The organism is Pseudochrobactrum sp. sp1633 (assembly GCF_030376605.1).
Lineage (GTDB): Bacteria > Pseudomonadota > Alphaproteobacteria > Rhizobiales > Rhizobiaceae > Pseudochrobactrum.
Genome location: NZ_JARRAE010000004.1, coordinates 289,564 through 308,355, shown reverse-complemented (window position 1 = coordinate 308,355; position 18,792 = coordinate 289,564). Strand labels below are relative to the sequence as shown.

18 protein-coding genes and 2 tRNA genes are annotated in these 18,792 nt (G+C 51.2%); 9 read left to right on the top strand and 11 right to left on the bottom strand.

The features are described 5' to 3' along the window. The first annotated feature begins 114 nt into the window (after nt 1-114). Nucleotides 115-960, top strand: coding sequence for a YihY/virulence factor BrkB family protein (locus tag P8H26_RS06895; protein WP_289632157.1), 846 nt, complete (start codon nt 115-117; stop codon nt 958-960). A 142-nt stretch (nt 961-1,102) separates the two neighbouring features. Here the strand turns inward: P8H26_RS06895 and P8H26_RS06890 are convergent, their stop codons facing one another. Next, complete coding sequence (locus P8H26_RS06890) at nt 1,103-2,134, bottom strand: aspartate-semialdehyde dehydrogenase (RefSeq protein WP_289632156.1); 1,032 nt, start codon at nt 2,132-2,134, stop codon at nt 1,103-1,105. A gap of 103 nt (nt 2,135-2,237) precedes the next feature. After that, on the bottom strand, nt 2,238-2,396 hold the full coding sequence (locus P8H26_RS06885) for a hypothetical protein (protein ID WP_289632155.1): 159 nt from the start codon (nt 2,394-2,396) through the stop codon (nt 2,238-2,240). A 361-nt stretch (nt 2,397-2,757) separates the two neighbouring features. On the opposite strand from P8H26_RS06885, the gene P8H26_RS06880 reads away from it, so the two are divergent. Then, on the top strand, nt 2,758-4,635 hold the full coding sequence (locus P8H26_RS06880; protein ID WP_289632154.1) for an MFS transporter: 1,878 nt from the start codon (nt 2,758-2,760) through the stop codon (nt 4,633-4,635). Nucleotides 4,636-4,713: 78 nt separating this feature from the next. On the opposite strand, the gene leuB is transcribed toward P8H26_RS06880, so the two are convergent. The 5 genes from leuB to P8H26_RS06855 form a co-directional block, all read right to left on the bottom strand. Continuing rightward, the gene (gene leuB / locus P8H26_RS06875) at nt 4,714-5,826 is read right to left on the bottom strand and encodes a 3-isopropylmalate dehydrogenase (RefSeq protein WP_289632153.1); all 1,113 of its coding nucleotides are present in this window, start codon (nt 5,824-5,826) and stop codon (nt 4,714-4,716) included. 235 nt (nt 5,827-6,061) lie between these two features. Next, nucleotides 6,062-6,253 carry a Trm112 family protein gene (locus P8H26_RS06870; RefSeq protein ID WP_289632152.1) on the bottom strand — a complete coding sequence of 64 codons (192 nt, stop codon included), beginning with the start codon at nt 6,251-6,253 and terminating at the stop codon, nt 6,062-6,064. 24 nt (nt 6,254-6,277) lie between these two features. After that, the gene (locus P8H26_RS06865) at nt 6,278-6,976 is read right to left on the bottom strand and encodes an LON peptidase substrate-binding domain-containing protein (protein ID WP_289632151.1); all 699 of its coding nucleotides are present in this window, start codon (nt 6,974-6,976) and stop codon (nt 6,278-6,280) included. 29 nt (nt 6,977-7,005) lie between these two features. Beyond that, a complete protein-coding gene (gene trxA, locus P8H26_RS06860; RefSeq protein WP_289632150.1) occupies nt 7,006-8,094 on the bottom strand; it encodes a thioredoxin in 1,089 nt (362 codons plus the stop codon). A 139-nt stretch (nt 8,095-8,233) separates the two neighbouring features. Continuing rightward, nucleotides 8,234-8,749, bottom strand: coding sequence for a prolyl-tRNA synthetase associated domain-containing protein (locus tag P8H26_RS06855; protein WP_289632149.1), 516 nt, complete (start codon nt 8,747-8,749; stop codon nt 8,234-8,236). A 391-nt stretch (nt 8,750-9,140) separates the two neighbouring features. Between P8H26_RS06855 and P8H26_RS06850 the strand changes: the two genes are divergently transcribed. Together P8H26_RS06850 and P8H26_RS06845 are read left to right on the top strand one after the other, a co-directional pair. Beyond that, nucleotides 9,141-9,215, top strand: a tRNA-Gly gene (locus tag P8H26_RS06850). A 214-nt stretch (nt 9,216-9,429) separates the two neighbouring features. Beyond that, a tRNA-Gly gene (locus tag P8H26_RS06845) sits at nt 9,430-9,504 on the top strand. Between the two features lie 142 nt (nt 9,505-9,646). Here P8H26_RS06845 and P8H26_RS06840 read toward each other — a convergent pair. The 4 genes from P8H26_RS06840 to P8H26_RS06825 are packed head-to-tail and all read right to left on the bottom strand — an operon-like array spanning nt 9,647 to nt 13,168. Further along, nucleotides 9,647-10,495 carry a metal ABC transporter permease gene (locus tag P8H26_RS06840; protein WP_289632148.1) on the bottom strand — a complete coding sequence of 283 codons (849 nt, stop codon included), beginning with the start codon at nt 10,493-10,495 and terminating at the stop codon, nt 9,647-9,649. Beyond that, the gene (locus P8H26_RS06835; protein WP_289632147.1) at nt 10,492-11,355 is read right to left on the bottom strand and encodes a metal ABC transporter permease; all 864 of its coding nucleotides are present in this window, start codon (nt 11,353-11,355) and stop codon (nt 10,492-10,494) included. Before P8H26_RS06835 ends, P8H26_RS06840 begins: the two co-directional genes overlap by 4 nt. Then, on the bottom strand, nt 11,355-12,248 hold the full coding sequence (locus P8H26_RS06830) for a manganese/iron ABC transporter ATP-binding protein (protein WP_289632146.1): 894 nt from the start codon (nt 12,246-12,248) through the stop codon (nt 11,355-11,357). Before P8H26_RS06830 ends, P8H26_RS06835 begins: the two co-directional genes overlap by 1 nt. Next, a complete protein-coding gene (locus tag P8H26_RS06825; protein WP_289632145.1) occupies nt 12,248-13,168 on the bottom strand; it encodes a metal ABC transporter substrate-binding protein in 921 nt (306 codons plus the stop codon). Before P8H26_RS06825 ends, P8H26_RS06830 begins: the two co-directional genes overlap by 1 nt. Before the next feature lie 493 nt (nt 13,169-13,661). Between P8H26_RS06825 and P8H26_RS06820 the strand changes: the two genes are divergently transcribed. Genes P8H26_RS06820 through P8H26_RS06800 form a run of 5 tightly spaced genes read left to right on the top strand, consistent with a single transcriptional unit; the run spans nt 13,662 to nt 18,772 of the window. After that, nucleotides 13,662-14,513, top strand: a complete 852-nt coding sequence (locus tag P8H26_RS06820) for a metallophosphoesterase (protein WP_289632143.1) — start codon at nt 13,662-13,664, stop codon at nt 14,511-14,513. Beyond that, nucleotides 14,513-15,694 carry an ABC transporter ATP-binding protein gene (locus P8H26_RS06815; RefSeq protein WP_289632142.1) on the top strand — a complete coding sequence of 394 codons (1,182 nt, stop codon included), beginning with the start codon at nt 14,513-14,515 and terminating at the stop codon, nt 15,692-15,694. The genes P8H26_RS06820 and P8H26_RS06815 overlap by 1 nt, the downstream gene beginning before the upstream one ends. Further along, on the top strand, nt 15,687-16,619 hold the full coding sequence (locus tag P8H26_RS06810) for a carbohydrate ABC transporter permease (protein WP_289632140.1): 933 nt from the start codon (nt 15,687-15,689) through the stop codon (nt 16,617-16,619). Before P8H26_RS06815 ends, P8H26_RS06810 begins: the two co-directional genes overlap by 8 nt. A 12-nt stretch (nt 16,620-16,631) precedes the next feature. Continuing rightward, nucleotides 16,632-17,453 (top strand): carbohydrate ABC transporter permease, encoded by an 822-nt coding sequence (locus tag P8H26_RS06805; protein ID WP_289632139.1) that lies wholly within the window; start codon nt 16,632-16,634, stop codon nt 17,451-17,453. A gap of 53 nt (nt 17,454-17,506) precedes the next feature. Next, a complete protein-coding gene (locus tag P8H26_RS06800) occupies nt 17,507-18,772 on the top strand; it encodes an ABC transporter substrate-binding protein (RefSeq protein WP_289632138.1) in 1,266 nt (421 codons plus the stop codon). The last annotated feature ends 20 nt before the right edge of the window (nt 18,773-18,792 follow it).

Sequence of the window (18,792 nt, the reverse complement as noted above, 5' to 3'; positions counted from 1 at the left end):
GTTTTAATTGAATCAGAGGAAATGCTCGCCCAATTTAAATATGCGCATTTCCTAACCCCGCGTTTGCCGGAAATGCTCCAATATAATAAGCCGAATTAAAGGAATTTTCTGTCGATGCGAAAAATAGTCCGTTTTCTGAGACAGATCATTACTGACGCGATCGGTCATTTCGCGTCTGATGACGGTTGGGCTTTCGCATCGCATGTCGCATTATCCAGCCTGATGGCACTGTTCCCGTTTCTAATTTTTGCAACAGCGCTGGCCAGTTTTCTCGGTGCCAATGCCTTTGCCGATACCGCAGTTCATGTCATTTTTGACACCTGGCCTCCTGCGATTGCCGCGCCGATTGCCCGCGAAGTGCAGAACGTGCTCACCATTCAGCGCGGTGACCTGCTGACCCTCAGTGTGATTGCCGCTGCTTATTTTGCATCCAACGGCGTGGAAGCGCTACGTGTGGCGCTGAACCGTGCCTATCGCGTGACCGACACCCGCTCTATTCTGTTTTGCCGCGCACAAAGTCTCGGATTCGTGGTAATCGCCACACTCAGCATTATGGCCATCAGCTTTCTGCTGGTTTTGGCACCTCTGGCCATTCGCCTGGCGGAACAATGGGTGCCTGCACTGGAAACAATGTCTGTCTCCTTCAGCTTCTGGCGCTATGCCATTGCGCTGTCGGTGCTGATTTTCGGACTGTTTGTCGTCCATATCTGGTTGCCAGCGGGGCAAAGATCGCTGATTGATATTCTGCCCGGTATTGTGCTGACCCTGATCGCATGGCTGGCTGGTGCAACCGCTTTTGCCCGCTATCTTGAGAGCTTTGCCAGCTATGTCACCACCTATGCCGGTCTGGCATCGATCATGGTCGCGATTGTATTTCTCTATATTATTGCTGCAATTTTTATCATCGGTGCGGAAATCAACGCCGCCATCATGCAATACCGGAATCGCGAGCAGCAATGACAGAGCATTTCTGTTAAGCTGAAATACTCTTTCTCTTTATTTTTACGCGTATCTTTTCCCAAAACCGCTTCACACTTTTGGGGATACGCTTTCACAAAAAAGGCGCGGAAACCGCGCCTTTTCTCATAGATCAAAACAGAACTCAGGCCGCTGATTTCGGCTTGATCAGACCACGCGCCAGCAACAGCTCCGCAATCTGAATTGTGTTGAGTGCAGCACCCTTGCGCAGGTTGTCCGCAACAATCCACATGGAAAGACCATTTTCCAGTGTGATATCTTCACGGATACGCGAAATGAATGTCGCGTCTTCACCGGCACTTTCATAAGGGGTGATGTAACCACCGTCTTCATGCTTATCGACAACCTGACAACCCGGCGCTTCACGCAGGATTTCACGGGCTTCTTCAGCACTGATCGGCTTGTCGAATTCAATATTCACGGCTTCGGAGTGACCGATAAACACCGGAACGCGCACGGCAGTGCAAGAAACCTTGATCTTCGGATCAAGCATTTTCTTGGTTTCCGCCATCACTTTCCACTCTTCCTTGGTGGAGCCGTCTTCCATGAAATCATCAATATGCGGAATGACGTTGAAAGCGATGCGTTTTGTGAATTTCTGCGCTGAGACAGGATCAGCAACAAAAACCGCACGCGACTGCTGGAACAGTTCGTCCATGCCTTCTTTACCGGCACCGGAAACCGACTGATAGGTCGCGACAACAATACGCTTGATGGTTGCAGCATCATGCAAAGGCTTGAGCGCAACAACGAGCTGGGCTGTCGAGCAATTCGGATTGGCAATGATATTGCGCTTGCGGAAACCGTCAATCGCTTCAGGATTTACTTCCGGCACGATCAGCGGCACATCGGCATCATAGCGCCATGCGGATGAGTTATCGATAACAACGCAACCCTGCGCTCCGATTTTAGGTGACCATTCTTTTGAAACTGTGCCACCGGCAGACATCAGGCAGATATCGACATCAGAAAAATCATAGGTGTCGAGAACCTTGGTCTTCAAGGTTTTATCGCCATAAGACACTTCGGTATTGAGGCTGCGGCGGGACGCAAGCGCCACCACTTCAGAGGCAGGAAAACCGCGCTCTTCAAGAATATTGAGCATTTCACGGCCCACATTACCTGTGGCACCGACAATCGCTACTTTGAAACCCATGTGAAATCTCCTGTCCCTCTCCGCTTTCACACCAGAAAACCCGTTGGCCACGCAGGTTCTCCACCCCGGGCCTAACCCGGGAGAGGGTGAGCAGGCCAAGGGATCAGACCGTTTTGGTGGTCGTTTTCGAGGTGATTGGCTTCAGGGCAATCATGGCCGTTTTGGTAATATTGAACGCAGGAGAAGGTGAGACCATAGCTTCGCCGCCGGAAAAACTTCCGGAAAAAACTGGCAAAACTGATGGCAAAGCGAGGGATTCCACGCGGTGTCTCCTAATTCACTGCTGCTTTTAACCCGATTTTGCTAAGAGTCAATTGCCGTTTATATCTCAAAAGCCCCGCAATCTTTATGAAAATATCAATTTTTCAATTTGGCATGGCGGTAGCTGCCCTGCGGAGAAAAATATTTCACCATTATTATACTAAAGAATACTGACGCAAATCCCGTTTTCAGTTCATTCTGTGCACGACTGCTTTGCCAGGCGGCGAAAGAAACCGCGTTATTGCAGGCACCCTGACCACACCGGTTGCGGGACTTTATTTTGCATTTTGAAAAAGTAAGGAACAATGAGCGCCCGCTGGCATTAGGGAACTGCCGCCGGGCTTTATCTGGGAGGATAAATTATGGCAGCAATTGATGGTGCGCGTGAACGCGCCCCAAAAATGACCAAGGAGGAGCGCAAAGTTATTTTTGCCTCGTCGCTTGGTACAGTTTTTGAATGGTATGATTTTTATCTCTACGGCTCGCTGGCAATTTATATCGGCGCTGCTTTCTTCAGCGAATATCCTGAAACAACCCGTAATATTTTCGCGCTGCTGGCTTTTGCGGCAGGCTTTCTGGTGCGCCCTTTCGGTGCGCTGTTCTTCGGCCGTATCGGCGATCTCGTCGGCCGTAAATATACGTTCCTTGTCACCATCGTGGTGATGGGTCTTTCAACCTTTCTGGTTGGCCTTTTGCCGGGCTCGGCATCCATCGGCATTATCGCTCCGATCATTCTGATCGGTCTGCGTATGCTTCAGGGTCTGGCACTCGGTGGTGAATATGGTGGCGCGGCAACCTATGTGGCCGAACATGCTCCGAATGGCCGCCGCGGTTTCTACACCTCATGGATTCAAACCACCGCTACATTCGGTCTGTTCCTGTCGCTGGTCGTGATTCTGCTGATCCAGAATTCCATGACTGCGGAAGAGTTTGCCGCATGGGGCTGGCGTATTCCGTTCCTGATTTCGGTCGTGCTGCTTGGTATTTCCGTCTGGATCCGTATGCAGATGAGCGAGTCGCCTGCCTTCAAGAAAATGAAGGAAGAGGGCAAGCAGTCCAAGGCTCCGCTGAAAGAAGCCTTCGGTCAGTGGAAAAACGCCAAGATTGCACTGATTGCTCTGTTCGGCCTCACCGCAGGTCAGGCTGTGGTCTGGTATTCCGGTCAGTTCTATACGCTGTTCTTCCTTCAAAACGTGCTGAAGGTTGAAAGCATCTCGGCCAATATCATGATTGCTATTGCCCTTCTGATTGCAACCCCGTTCTTCTTGTTCTGGGGCTGGCTGTCGGATAAAGTCGGCCGTAAGCCAATCATCATGGCTGGTCTTGCTCTAGCAATCTTTACCTATTTCCCGCTGTTTAAAGCCCTCACTGCAGCTGCCAATCCGGCACTTGCCCGTGCGGAAGCAACAATCAGTGCAACCATTACCGCAGCGCCTGGCGATTGTACTTTCCAGTTTAATCCGGTTGGTACCGCCAAATTCACCACATCCTGTGACGTTGCAACGGCCTTCCTGTCCCGCTCTTCCGTTCCTTATACGGTTGAAACCGGTACAGCAGGCACCCCTGCGACTGTGAAAATCGGCGAAAGCACCATCACATCCTATGATGCGACCGGTGCGGATGCTGCAACCCGCAGCCCTGCATTTATTCATGATGTGAATCTGGCTCTGCAAAAAGCCGGTTTCCCGCTTGTGCGTACTCCTGCCAAAGTGCCGGACGTAAAACTGGATGCATTTATTGCCGCCAATCCGGAATTGTCACTGAATGCAGATACCATTCGTGCCGGTGAATCCACCAGCATGACAGCGGAACAGATGGTTGCTGCCAAACTGATCCCTGCGGCTGATGCGGCAACAATTGGCGAGCAAAAAATTTACACCATTCCTGATGCCGGAGCCTTTAAAATGGTTGCCGCACCGGATGAAGTAAACTGGCCGCTGACCATTCTGATCCTGACCATTCTCGTGATTTATGTGACGATGGTTTACGGTCCGATTGCCGCTATTCTGGTGGAAATGTTCCCGACACGCATCCGTTATACAGGTATGTCATTGCCATACCATATTGGTAACGGCTGGTTCGGTGGTCTGCTTCCGGCAACCGTGTTCGCTATGAGTGCTGCCAAGGGCGATATTTACTATGGCCTCTGGTATCCGATCATCATTGCCGTGATGACACTGATCATCGGTCTGATCTTTGTACGTGAAACCAAAGATCGCGATCTCGACCACGTAGAATAACAACTCTGCAAAAACAAAAACCGCCGGAGCAGCGATGCTCCGGCGGTTTTCTATTATTACAATGCTCAAATCAAAAAATCAGGCGTTCAGCGCTTTGAATTTAGCGAGAATAGCCTCACCCATTTCAACAGTGCCAACCTTCTTCGAGCCTTCAGCCCAGATATCGGCAGTGCGGATACCATCATCAAGTACAGCAGCAATGGCAGCTTCCAGACGGTCGGCTTCTTCAATCAGGTTGAAGGAATAGCGCAGGCACATTGCAAAAGAGGCGATCATGGCAATCGGATTGGCAATACCCTTGCCTGCAATGTCCGGTGCCGAACCGTGTACCGGCTCATAAAGCGCTTTGCGGTTACCGGTTGCAGCATCCGGCGCACCAAGCGAAGCGGATGGCAGCATGCCGAGCGAACCGGTCAGCATCGCAGCAACGTCAGACAGCATATCGCCGAACAGATTGTCCGTGACGATCACGTCAAACTGCTTTGGCCAGCGCACCAGCTGCATGCCACCGGCATCAGCCAGCATATGCTCGAGCTGCACGTCTGCATATTTTGCCTTATGGGTCGCGGTCACAACTTCGTTCCACAACACGCCGGATTTCATCACATTGCGTTTTTCCATCGAGGTGACTTTGTTGCCGCGTGTACGCGCCAGTTCAAAAGCCACACCGGCAATGCGTTCGATTTCATAGGTTTCATAAACCTGCGTATCAATACCGCGCTTCTGGCCATTGCCCAGATCGATAATCTCTTTCGGCTCGCCGAAATAAACACCGCCGGTCAATTCGCGAACGATCAGAATATCCAGACCTTCAACGACTTCAGGGCGCAGCGATGAAGCATCAGCCAGCGCCGGATAGCAGATTGCAGGGCGCAGGTTAGCAAACAGCGCCAGATCTTTACGCAGACGCAGCAAACCTGCCTCAGGGCGCACTTCATACGGCACGCTATCCCATTTCGGACCGCCAACAGCACCAAACAATACGGCATCGGCAGCCAGTGCCTTTTCCATATCGCCTTCTGAAATCGCCTGACCGTGAGCGTCATAGGCCGAACCGCCCACGAGACCTTCATCGGTTTCAAAACCGTGGCCTTTTTCTTCATTCAGATAGGTGATGATTTTGCGGACTTCCGCCATTGCCTCAGGACCAATGCCGTCGCCGGGCAGAAGAAACAGTTTTTTGGTTGCCATTTGCCATGCCTTTATTCAGATCATGCAAGAGGCAATCCTCTGCCAATGATCTTCTGTCAATTCAGAGCACCTCCCTCTGATGACAGTGTATCAAAGGCAAAGCGCTCACTCGAAAATTCGTGCTATTCATAGCTCAAAAGATCCGAGCGGGGAAAGTGTCAAACGCAAGATTTGACTCATAATTTTGATGATTTCGCAATAATCTTAAACGAACTTCGCAATGGAAAGGAAAAACCTATTCCAGCGGTCTGGCTTCTGAAGCCAGCAGGATCGGTATTCCCTCACGCACAGGGTAAGCGAGTTTTGCTTTTTTAGAAATCAGCTCGCTATGCTCACGGTCATAGTCCAGCGACCCTTTGGTTAAAGGACAAACCAGCAGTTCCAGCATTTTGGGGTCGATGTGTTTGACAGCATCATGATCATGCATATCCGGCAACCTTTTCGTCGCGTGCTATTGCAAACCTGAACCGTAGTCGTCGCCGTTGCGCACCAGCGCAATTTCTGTGATGGCCACCAGCGTTTCCGCACGGGTTTTCAGATCAGGGGCTTCAAGCAGCGCCTGTTTTTCCGCCTCGCCAAAAGGCGACATCATCGACAGCGCATTGACCAGCGTTTCATTGCCCGCTTTGGCAATACTTTCCCAGTCGGCCTCAAGAGCGTTGGCTTCAAGATAATCCCGAAAAGCCTGTAACAGCGCCTCACGGTCAACATCTTTCTCGCCCTGATCTTCATCCAGATCATGATAATAAGACGTAATCCGCACCATGCGGAACGGATGAGCCACAGACAGCTCCTCCTCCACCCTGAACCGGCAGATGCCTTGCAGCGTGATCAGCATGCGCCCGTCACCGGTTTCTGCATAGGAGGTGATCCGGCCAAGGCAACCGACAGAACTCAACTCTGGTCTGTCAGTCCCTTTTGCAGCACCCTCTTTATCCTCAACGGCAACACCATTGACAATTTTCGGCTGAATAATCCCGATCACACGGTCACCGGCCAAAGCCTCATCGACCATCACCAGATAACGCGGTTCAAAAATATTCAGCGGCATTTGTCCGCGAGGCAGTAACAGGCCAGCCACCAGCGGAAACACCGGAATCACTTCCGGTAAGTCTGACGCTTTTCGGTAATGGGCATTGCCAGCCTGCATAGATTTACCTCACAAACAAAAATGATAGATCACGAGAACAGCAGCGACGACAATTTGCGGCGACCGCTCACGGTTGCAGGATCTTTAAAGCCCCATGCTTCAAAGAATTGCAGCAATTGCTTGCGTGCACCGTCATCATTCCATTCACGATCCGCCTTCATAATCGCCAGAAGACCATCTGCGGCCTCATCACGCTTATCCAGCGCACTGGCAATCATCGCCAGATCAAACCGCGCCTGATGATCATTCGGATCAGCAATCAGACGTGTCTGCAATTCCGCCGGATTGCCCAGATGCGCAACCTGTTCCGCCAAGGCCAAACGTGCTTCAACTGCACGGACTTGCGGATCATCTTTCTGTTTATCCGGCACCTGTATAAGCACTTCGCGTGCTTTTTCAGGTTCTCCCAGATCGAACAGACATCCTGCCAGACCAGCAAGAGCGCTCAGATTATCCGGCGCATTTTGCAATATAGCAGCATAAATCTGAGCAGCCTGATCCGGCTCACCATGTGCCTGCATTTCCTGAGCAGCAGCCAGTGCTTCCTCAATCGCAGCCTGCGGACCGCTGACAGAACCGGCGCTTTTAGCAACCTTATCAATAAATTCTTTGATCTTGCTTTCCGGCAAAGCGCCCATGAAACCGTCAACAGGCTGACCGTTTACAAAAGCAATAACGGCGGGAATCGACTGAATACCCAATTGTCCGGCAATTGTCGGGTGATCATCAATATTCATTTTCACCAGCTTGACCGTACCCTGTGCGGCATTGACCGCACTTTCAATCAACGGGGTCAGCTGGCGGCACGGACCGCACCACGGCGCCCAGAAATCCACCAATACCGGCTGATTTCGGGACTCAGTAATAACGTCGGCTGCAAATGTGGCCGTCGTTGTATCTTTGATCAATCCGGCAACAACAGTTTCAGAACTGCCGAAGCCGGCCAGCGATGACAAAGCGCCTGCGGTATCTTCAGTCTCTTCCTGCGGTTGGGCAGAGTGACCGGCAGCCGTGTTATAAGTCACATTGGTATTGCCCTGACCATTCCCCTGCTCGGCCGCATAGCCGTAAGATGCTCCGTAAGGGTTGCCACTATAAGGATTGTTACCGCTGTTCATTGTCGTCCCTTAACCCGTTTTGCCGTCATCATACTGCGTCTTTGCCCATGATGCTGCGCTTTTCGCAACAATTATGGCAGAGATATTATATTCTGCCATGTTAATTCGGCATTTTTAGCTGCGCTTTCAACCCCCTCGCTTAAGCAAGAGTCGTTTCAACCGCACTGACAGACACTATACGCGGCTCATGCCCTGTGGCTTCCAGAAACTTCAGCAAATCATTGCGATGAATTGAGGTGGTCGCTTCATTCGTCAGCGGGTGCGCATTGATGATTTCATGGCGCATAAGCGCTTCATCCAGAATGATACTGACCTTATGTTCCGTATCGTTCACTGCACCGAGAACAGACACTGCGCCCGGTATAAGCCCCAGATATTCCAGCAGCTTTTCCGGCTTGCCAAAAGAAACCTTACTGGCCGCGCCAATCAGCGTGTGAATAGTCTTCAGATCAACAACCGCATCTTCCTCAACGGTCACAAGAAAGAAATTGTCTTTCTTGTCTTTCAGAAAAAGATTCTTGGTATGCCCGCCCGCAATCTCGCCACGGAGATTTTGAGAATCAGCAACGGTGAACAAAGGTGGGTGGGTCACCGTTTTCACTTCAATACCGAGCGTGTTGAGATAATCATGCAAATCAGCAGCAGTTTTTGACATTGTCCTGTTTCTCCTCCGTGGCAAAGCTCATCTTTCTTATAAAACAAGCTGAAAAAGCTGCAAGAAAGCGACACAGAAAAGCGCTTCAGACAAAAATGAAACCGGTTTTCCTGAATTGTCTCGAAATTTCGTGACCGCTCTGTGTCGCGACTCATCTGATATCGCTGAAAATATTCGGTTTTCACGGCCCATAAGGTCGAATCATTACAAGGATTTATGCAGAATTTGCCCCAAACTCCGATATATCAGAACCGCAAACGCTTTGAATAAGGCCTATAATCAGGGTTCTGCTGATTATACACAAAACTGTTTGATGTTTTTGCAGATTTGCTGTTGCAAATCACTTGGGCTTTTGCCATATAGCGCAGGCCTAACCAACAAACTGGCGCGAGCGGGTGTAGCTCAGGGGTAGAGCACAACCTTGCCAAGGTTGGGGTCGAGGGTTCGAATCCCTTCGCCCGCTCCAGTTTGGTTAAGCCTTCAAAAGCCGCGCAACAGCGCGGCTTTTTGCTTTTCAGGTTTTCCTTTCTGCATATTTTACGGATCACAGCAGTCTTCGAAACTGCTTTGGCGTTTCGTCTTAAATCCTTTAAAAAAATTACAGGATTTTGAATTTTTCCTGTTGCAAATCATCTGGGCTTTTGCCATATAGCGCAGGCCTAACCAACAAACTGGCGCGAGCGGGTGTAGCTCAGGGGTAGAGCACAACCTTGCCAAGGTTGGGGTCGAGGGTTCGAATCCCTTCGCCCGCTCCAGTTTGGTTAAGCCTTCAAAAGCCGCGCAACAGCGCGGCTTTTTGCTTTTCGGATTTCCATTTAATAACAGCTTAGCCAAAAAATATGGCGCCGCATTTACATGCGACGCCTTGCCGGCAGAGATATGTTTTCAAGCATGAAGTTAAGAGGAGAAAACCTGTCTCTCCGCACGGGCAACACGACGGCGCGCAATGATAAACGCCGCGATAAACATCAGCGTCATCAGCATAACGATTGTCGGTGCCGGTGCACTGTCGATAAAGAACGAGCCATAAACGCCCAATCCCGATGACAATACCGCCACAGCCACCGCTACAATCAGCATTGAGCTGAAATTACGCGTCAGCAGGAACGCAATGGCGCCCGGTGCAATCAGAATAGCAATTGCCAGAATAATGCCGACAGCCTTGAGCGCACCGACAATGGTCAGCGAGAGAATGGCAAGTAAACCATAGTGCAACAGCCTGACCGGCAGACCGACAGCTCTTGCCTGCGCCGGATCAAAAGCATGCAGCAATAAATCACGCCATTTCAGCACCAGAAGACCAGTAACAACCACAGCGATAATCGCGGTCTCCACAATATCCTGAAAGCCAACACCAAGAATGTCACCGAACAGAATATGATCGAGATGCACGTCTGACTGCACTTTCACATACATCACCAGTCCAAGACCAAACATGCCGGAAAAAACCACGCCCATGATCGTATCCTGTTTGATGCGGCTGTTTTCTTTGAGAAAGCCTGTGGCCAGCGCACAAAACATACCCGCTGTAAAAGCGCCTATCGCCAGCGGAATATTGATGATGTAAGCCAGCACTACACCCGGCAACACCGCATGGGAAACCGCATCCCCCATCAATGACCAGCCTTTCAGCACCAAAAAGCAAGACAGCAAAGCAGCCGGTATCGCGATCAGCATGGCAATGATCATGGCATTGATCATGAACTCAAAACGAAACGGCATTATCAGAGTTTCAAACAGGCTCATAACTGTGCCTCCGCTCTGATAGCCTCGGCCGCGCGTCGCCTTGCAGCCAGCATGCCGTGCTTTGGTGCCAAGAAGAATGCCGCCAGAAAGATCAGCGTCTGCATCACAACAATAATACCGCCGGTCGCGCCGTCGAGAAAATAGCTGATATAGGCACCGGTAAAGCTGGTCACTGTTCCGATGAGCACAGCAATCATCAGCAAGCGCGGAAAGCGGTCTGTCAAAAGATAGGCTGTTGCACCGGGTGTCACCACCATCGAAATCACCAGAAACGCACCGACCGTCTGCATAGCCGCAACGGTACAGGCGGATAACAACGTGAAGAAAATCACTTTCAGCACAGTCGGATTAAGACCAATGGAGCGCGCATGACTTTCGTCAAAAAACGTGACCATTAGATCTTTCCAGATGAACAGCAGTACTGCCAGCGAAACAAAACCGATAATGGCCAGCTGCAGTGTATCAGCAGGCGTAATCGCCAGAATATTGCCGAGCACAATGGTCTGAATGCTGACAGCTGTCGGCTTCAGCGACACCATGAACAGGCCAAGGCCAAAGAAAGACGTGAAAATCAGGCCGATAATTGCATCTTCTTTCAGCTTGGTACGCTCATTGAGAAACAGCATGGCTGCAGCAGCCAAACCACCGGAGAAAAACGCCCCGAGCGCAAAAGGCAGGCCGAGCATATAGGCGCCCGCAACACCCGGCACAATCGAATGAGACAAAGCATCCCCGATCAGGGACCAGCCTTTGAGCATCAGATAGCCGGACAGGAATGCGCACACACCGCCGACCAGCGCCGAAACCCACATGGCATTGATCATATATTGATAGGAGAACGGCTCAAGCAGCAGCTCCATTACTCTGCTCCCTCAACGTGACCATCCTGATACAAGACCAGCGGCCGCTCATCATCAGTCAGAATATTCACCGGATGCGCTTTGCCTTTTTCGGCATCATTGAGCACGAAATGGCGCAGTACACCGCCGAAGGTTTTTTCCAAATTAGCCTGCGTAAAGATTGTCGCCGTCTCACCATAGGCCAGAACCGTGCGGTTCAGCAGCACGGTACGGTCACAGAATTCAGGCACACTGCCAAGATTATGGGTCGAGACAAACATCACCCGCCCTTCATCACGTAAATCACGCAGCAACTTGATAATCGCTTCCTCGGTTTTAACGTCAACACCGGTAAACGGTTCATCGAGCAAAATAACACGGCTATCCTGCGCCAGAGCGCGCGCCAGAAACACGCGCTTCTTCTGCCCGCCTGAAAGCTCACCGATCTGGCGCTTGCGATACTCTGTCATATTCACGCGTGCCAGCGCATCCGTCACAGCCTGATGATCGGCAGGCTTGGCACGGCGCATCATACCCATATGCCCGTAGCGCCCCATCATCACCACGTCTTCGACCAGAACCGGAAAATTCCAGTCCACATCTTCCGATTGCGGCACATAAGCGACGAGATTACTCTTGAGCGCCTGTTTAACCGGAAGCCCGAGAATGCGAATTTCGCCTTTTGCCAACCGCACAAATCCCATCAGCGCTTTAAACAGCGTGGACTTGCCGGAACCGTTAACACCAACCAGTGCCGTAATCGTTCCGGTTGGAATTTCGAAACTCGCATCCCGCAAAGCCGTATGCCCATTGCGGTAGGTAACTGTCGCCCCGCGCACCATAAGCCCTGCTCCCGCATCATCTGATGCAAGAGACAAGGTTGTCTTTGGGAGGACATTGAGCGGAGCATTCATTATTTCGCTTCTCCGGATTTGAGGCCCTTCGCAATTGTGTCAGTGGTCACACGCAAAAGGTCAAGATAGGTAGGCACCGCACCATCCGGTTCTGAAAGCGAATCCACATAGAGTACACCGCCATATTGCGCACCGGTTTCTGAAGCCACCTGCTTAGCCGGAGCCGGCGAAATTGTACTTTCAGAGAAAACTACGGTGATATTATTTTTACGCACAGCATCAATCACTTTACGAACCTGCTGCGGCGTACCCTGCTGGTCAGCATTGATCGGCCAGAGATAAAGCTCTTTCAACTCAAGATCACGCGCCAGATAGCTGAACGCACCTTCGCTCGTCACCAGCCAACGCTTGCCTTCCGAAATATCTTTCAGCTCCGCTTTGATCGGGTCAACCAGCGCAGTCAGTTTTGCCTTATAGGCCTCGGCATTGACTTTATAGGTTTCCGCATTTTCCGGATCATATTTCACGAAAGCATCACGGATATTATCAACATAGATCAAACCTGCTGAAGGTGACATCCATGCATGAGGATTAGGTTTGCCGCTGTAAGGCCCTTCTGAAATACCCATCGGCTCAACGCCTTCAGAAACAACAACGCTCGGCACATCATTCAGGTGGCGGAAGAATTTTTCGAACCAGCGCTCCAGATTAAGTCCGTTCCACAGAATCAGCTGCGCACCCTGCGCCTTCATGATATCGCCGGGCGTTGGCTGATAATCATGAATTTCAGCATTTGGTTTGGTAATGGATTCAACAATGGCTGCATCACCGGCAACATTACGGGCAATATCAGCAATTACTGTAAATGTTGTAACGGCCTTGAATTTCTCTTGCGCACCCGCAGGCACCACCACCAGCGCGGCTGAAAAAGCTGTACCGATTATACCGGCCAGCAGCACGCGCCTCATTTGACTGAACATCCTCAACTCCTCGCAACCGTTCAAAATTCTTTTTTGCAACCATCAAAACTCTAGTTGCAAATGATTGTCAATTGCACACTTTGTAAAATGTTATTTTTCAAATTGCAAGTGACAATCATTTGCAAAAAGAAAATATAATGTCAGTAAAGAATGGCTTGCAAAGACTGCTCCATGCTCTGTCAGGCACGATCAGCTATCTCTTAGCGCTCCATATCCGCACAGATATGCGACATTGATATGCAGCAAGCGCTGCTACCTTTGAAATCAGGCCTGATATTCTGCCCGCTCCTCCTGAGAAATGTTTCACATGAAACGCTCTCACTATCCTCTGCGCCAACGGCATTCTGGATATGCCTGTGCATGTTACAATCTTGTCATCTGTCTGATGTTTGTCTGTCACCTACACAGTGTAGTGAACCCGCATTAGCGGCCTGTGTTCCCCGATTTGAAATACACATCCGCGTTTTTCAAATCTTAATGAGGGAGCAGATCCATGCGGATTGTTCAGATCACCGACACCCATTTCAGCCCGTCCAAAACACATTTCACGAAGAACTGGCAACCGCTCGCCGAATGGTTGGAAGAAGTTCAGCCTGATCTCGTCATCCATACCGGCGACCTCGCAGTGGATGGCGCGGATTACGATGACGATCTCACTTATTGCGTTGATCTTTTCAGTGAGCTGAATCTGCCGGTTTTGTGCGTTCCGGGCAACCATGATGTCGGTCATCTCCCTTCCTCGTTGCAACCGGTCAATGATGAGCGCCTTGAGCGCTGGCGCGATCTGGTCGGCCCTGACCGTTGGGTGCATGACCAGTCCGGCTGGCGTTTAATCGGCCTCAACAGCCTGCTGATCGGCAGCAGCCATGCGGAAGAAGAAGAGCAATATCTGTGGCTGGAAGAAGCGTTAAAAGGTGCCGAAGGCAATCCGGTTGCGATTTTTGCCCATAAACCGCTTTTTGTTGACGGCCCTGATGAGGGCGACAGCGGATACTGGGGTGCTTCGCCGGAAGACCGTAAACGTCTTATGGCTCTATTTCAAAATCAGAATGTCCGTCTTTATGCCAGCGGACACCTGCACCGCGCATGGGCTGGTCATCATCAGGGCATTTCGCTGGTCTGGGGGCCATCCTCAGGCTTTATCGTCGGGCCGATGGAACGTGATCTGCCGGGCGAGCGTATTGTCGGCGCTGTCATTCACACATTGACTGACACCGTACACAGTGAAATCACCGAACTCACACAGTTGCGCCCTTACCTGCTGGATGACGTGGTGCATGAAGTTTACCCTTCGAGCCACACTGCCGCGGTCAACACTGATGCCGAAACTGCGGAGCAGGCATAATGGGTCGCTTCGCCTTAAAAAATATCTCCAAATCATTCGGTGATCAGCACATTCTCAAAGATGTGACGATTGAAGCAGAAGACGGGGAATTCATTGCACTGGTCGGGCCATCGGGTTGCGGAAAAAGTACTATTTTACGTATTGCCGCTGGTCTGGAACATGCCGATGACGGTGCTATCTGGCTGGATGGCCGCAATATCACCGCTGCCCATCCTTCTGACCGCAATATTGCAATGGTGTTCCAGTCCTACGCACTCTATCCGCATCTGACAACGCGGGAAAATATCGCCGTGCCACTGGCAATGCGTGATCTGACGGTAATGGAACGCCTGCCATTGATCGGTAATTTCCTGCCGGGTCAAGCCGCCAAACGCGCAGCCATTCAACAACAGGTACAAGCAACTGCCCTCAGTCTGAAAATTGATCATTTGCTCGACCGCAAACCTGCGCAAATGTCCGGCGGTCAGCGCCAGCGTGTCGCTCTTGCCCGCGCCATGGTGCGCCAGCCGCAGGTCTTCCTGATGGATGAGCCGCTCTCCAATCTCGATGCCAATTTGCGTGTGCATACCCGTGCTGAAATTGTTGATTTGCACCGCCGAGCCGGTGTGCCAAGTCTCTATGTGACCCATGACCAGTCAGAAGCACTGAGCATGGCCGACCGCGTTGCTGTGATGATCGGTGGTCATCTCCTGCAAATCGACACACCGGCCGAGATTTATAACAATCCACGCCATATCGAAGTTGCCCGCTTCATCGGCAGCCCGAAAATCAATGTTCTGAATTCACGCGCCAGCGATCAGGGCATTATTCACTTTGCCGGCAAACCAATTCTGAGTAATGTCGATATTCATGCCGGATCAGCAGTCAGTGTAGCTATTCGCCCTGAAGATTTGCAAATACGTAAAATCACAGACCAAACGGCTGAGCGCGTTATTTTCGCCACTGTTGCCCGCGTTGAATTTCTGGGTTCTGAGGCACTCATTTATCTCAATGCACCGGGTGCACAAGAACTGCTGACAGCCCGAACCACTCCTGCTCACGCAGCTGATTTGCAACCCGACATGCCTGTTCATCTGACCTTTGAACCGCAAAAAGCATTGCTGTTTGACACTGAAGGCCAGCGCTTGCGTAAACTCTCTCATGCAGCTGTCAGCCGCATCAAGGCAGACAGCCATGTCTGATATTGCGCAAGTTTTCCCAACCACGATGACAGCGCGTGATGCTGCCAATGCCGCCCGCAAACGTGAAGAACGGCTGGCATGGAAGCTGATGGCACCGGCCGTTTCACTGGTCTTGCTGTTTATTCTGCTGCCGACTTTGGCTGTGCTTTATCTCAGTTTTACCAATTTCGAGCTGGGCTATACGGATTTTCAGTTTGTCGGCTTAGAAAATTACATCGAGCTTTTCAAAGACCGTACCTTCCGCATTTCCTTGCAAAACACGGCTGTTTATACGCTGATCGTTACACCGGTTTCCGTCTTCTTAGGCCTTGGTGCCGCTCTGCTGATTGAGAGCGAAACACGCGGCAAAGCCTTTTTCCGCACGGTTTACTTCCTGCCCGTTGCCTCGCTGCTCGTGGCTATGGCGACAGTCTGGCAATATCTGCTGCATCCGACAATGGGTCCCGTCAATGCCATGCTCAGCCTGTTAGGGATCGACGGTCCTAACTGGCTCGGCAGTTCTTCAACTGTATTGCCAAGTCTTGCTATGATCGGCATCTGGCAGACTGTCGGGTTTAACATGGTGCTGTTTCTGGCGGGCCTCACCGCCATTCCCCGTGAGCTGTATTCTGCCGCCGAGATGGATGGCGCCAAAAGCGCATGGGAGCGTTTCCGCTTAGTGACATGGCCGCTGCTCGGCCCCACCACACTTTTTGTTATCACCATCAGCACGATCAATTCCGTCAAAGTCTTTGAATCGGTGAAAACCCTGACACAGGGCGGGCCAAACAAAGCCTCGGAAGTGCTGCTGCATACGATCTATCAGGAAGGTTTTGTATTCCTGCGTGTCGGCTATGCCTCCGCCATGACCGTGATTTTCCTCATGGTGCTGATCGTCATGATGTTGCTGCAATATCGCGTGCTTGACCGCCGCGTGCATTATTAAGAGGCGGAAATCATGTCAGTCTTACGTTTTACCCGCCTCGGGATCTTGTCTCTCGGTGCGCTGCTGTTCCTTGCACCCTATATCTGGATGCTTTCTACCGCAGCCAAATCCCAGTCCGATATTTTCTCCTCATCGCTCAATCTCATTCCGCAGAACTGGGCTTTGATTGAAAATATCACCAAAGCCTTTTCCCGCGTGCCGATGGGGACGCTGCTGTTCAACGGTGTTTTGGTTTGCACCATTATTCTGGTGGTTCAGGTTATCATCGCTATTCCCTGCGCTTATGCGATGGCTAAGCTGCGCTTCCGTGCGGCACAGGTGATGATGAGTGCGGTGATGCTCGGCCTTCTGGTGCCGATCCATGCCACCGCTCTACCGTTCTATTTAGGCTTTGAACGCACCGGCATGCTGAACACCTATTTCGCCATCAGCGCGCCGTTCTTCATCTCGGTGTTCGGTATCTTCCTGTTTCTGCAGTTCTTCCGCTCAATGCCGGATGATCTTATCAATGCCGCCCGTCTCGACGGCATGTCCGAAACCGGCATTGTCGCCCGCGTTATTGTGCCCAATGCATGGCCTGCGATCACCGCCTTTTCGATCTTTTCCGTGGTTGCCCACTGGAATGATCTGTTCTGGCCACTGATCGTTGTCACCGGCATGGAAAAAGCCACACCACCACTGGGGCTGCTTTATTTCCGCGCGGCTGAAGCCGGTGATGATTATGGCGCACTCATGGCTGCCACGCTGATTATTACCCTGCCTCTCGTCATTGCCTTCCTTGCGGCTCAGCGCCGTTTCATTGAGGGCATCACCATGACCGGCCTGAAAGGCTGATCACAACCTCACGTCTGTAACGCTCTTCCTCCCAAACATTTACGGAGCCTGTAATGACATTCTTCTCCCGTACTCTGACTGCTGCTGCCCTTTTTTCCGGCCTGTGCAGCACAGCTCTGGCTGAAACCATGCTCAATGTGCATTATCCTATGCCGGGCTTTTTTCAGGACGTGATGGCCAATATTTCCAAGAAATTTTCGGAAGAAAATCCGGATATCAAAATCCATTTCGTCAATCCTTCTGCGACCTATGAAGACGGCATTCAGCTGATTATGCGCCAGAACGGCACTGCCGAGCTGCCGGATATCACTTTTACCGGCCTGAACCGTCTGCGCATTTTGAGCGAACGCAATATCGGCCTTGATCTGAAACCTCTGGTCGAGAAAGAAACTGATTTTGAAGCGCAGGGTTTCACGCCGACCATTCTGAACCTTGCCAAAGTCGGAGACCGTCAGGTCGGTCTGGCTTTCGCCACTTCCAACCCGATCATGTATTATAATGCTGACCTGTTTAAAAAAGTCGGCGAAAATCCTGACACACCTCCGACAACATGGGATGATGTCATCCGCATCGGTGGCAAGATTAAAGCGCTGGGCAATGGCGTTCAGGGCATTGATTTCCGCTGGCAGTCTGATGACTGGATGTTCTCAGCACTACTGTTCGGTGCCGGTGGTCAGATGCTGTCCGATGATGAAAAGCAGGTCGCATTTAACGGCGCGGAAGGTGAAGCTGCGTTTAAAACACTGGATCGCATGGTCAAAGAAGGCGGTCTGCCGGTCTTTACCAAAGATGCAGGCGAACAGGCTTTTGCTGCCGGTAATGTCGGCTTTGCTTTCCAGACAACCGGTGGTCTGCGCAATACGATCAAAAATGTCGGCGACAAATTTGACATGCGTACCGCTAAAATCCCGCTGCTCAATCCGGAAAAAGGTCGTCTACCAACCGGCGGCAATGCGGTTGTTATCCTGACATCGGACGATGCCAAGATTGAAGCCGCATGGAAATTCGCCAAGTTTGCTGCCGGTCCTTACGGCGCTTCCGTTGTGGTACCGGGCACCGGCTATGTGCCGAATAATGCATTGGCTGCCAAATCCGACGAATATCTTGGCAAATTCTATGACGAAAACCCGCTGTTTAAAGCCGGTCTGAGCCAGATGAATCTTATGGTGCCTTGGTATGCTTTCCCCGGTTCGAACGGTGTAAAAGTGACCCAGACCATTGTTGATAATCTGTCCCGCGTTGTTGAGCAGAAAGCCACACCGGAAGAAGCCCTTGCCGATGCGGCCGATGAAGTGAAAAAGCTGCTGCCACGCCGCTAATAACATCAGAATAATGATCA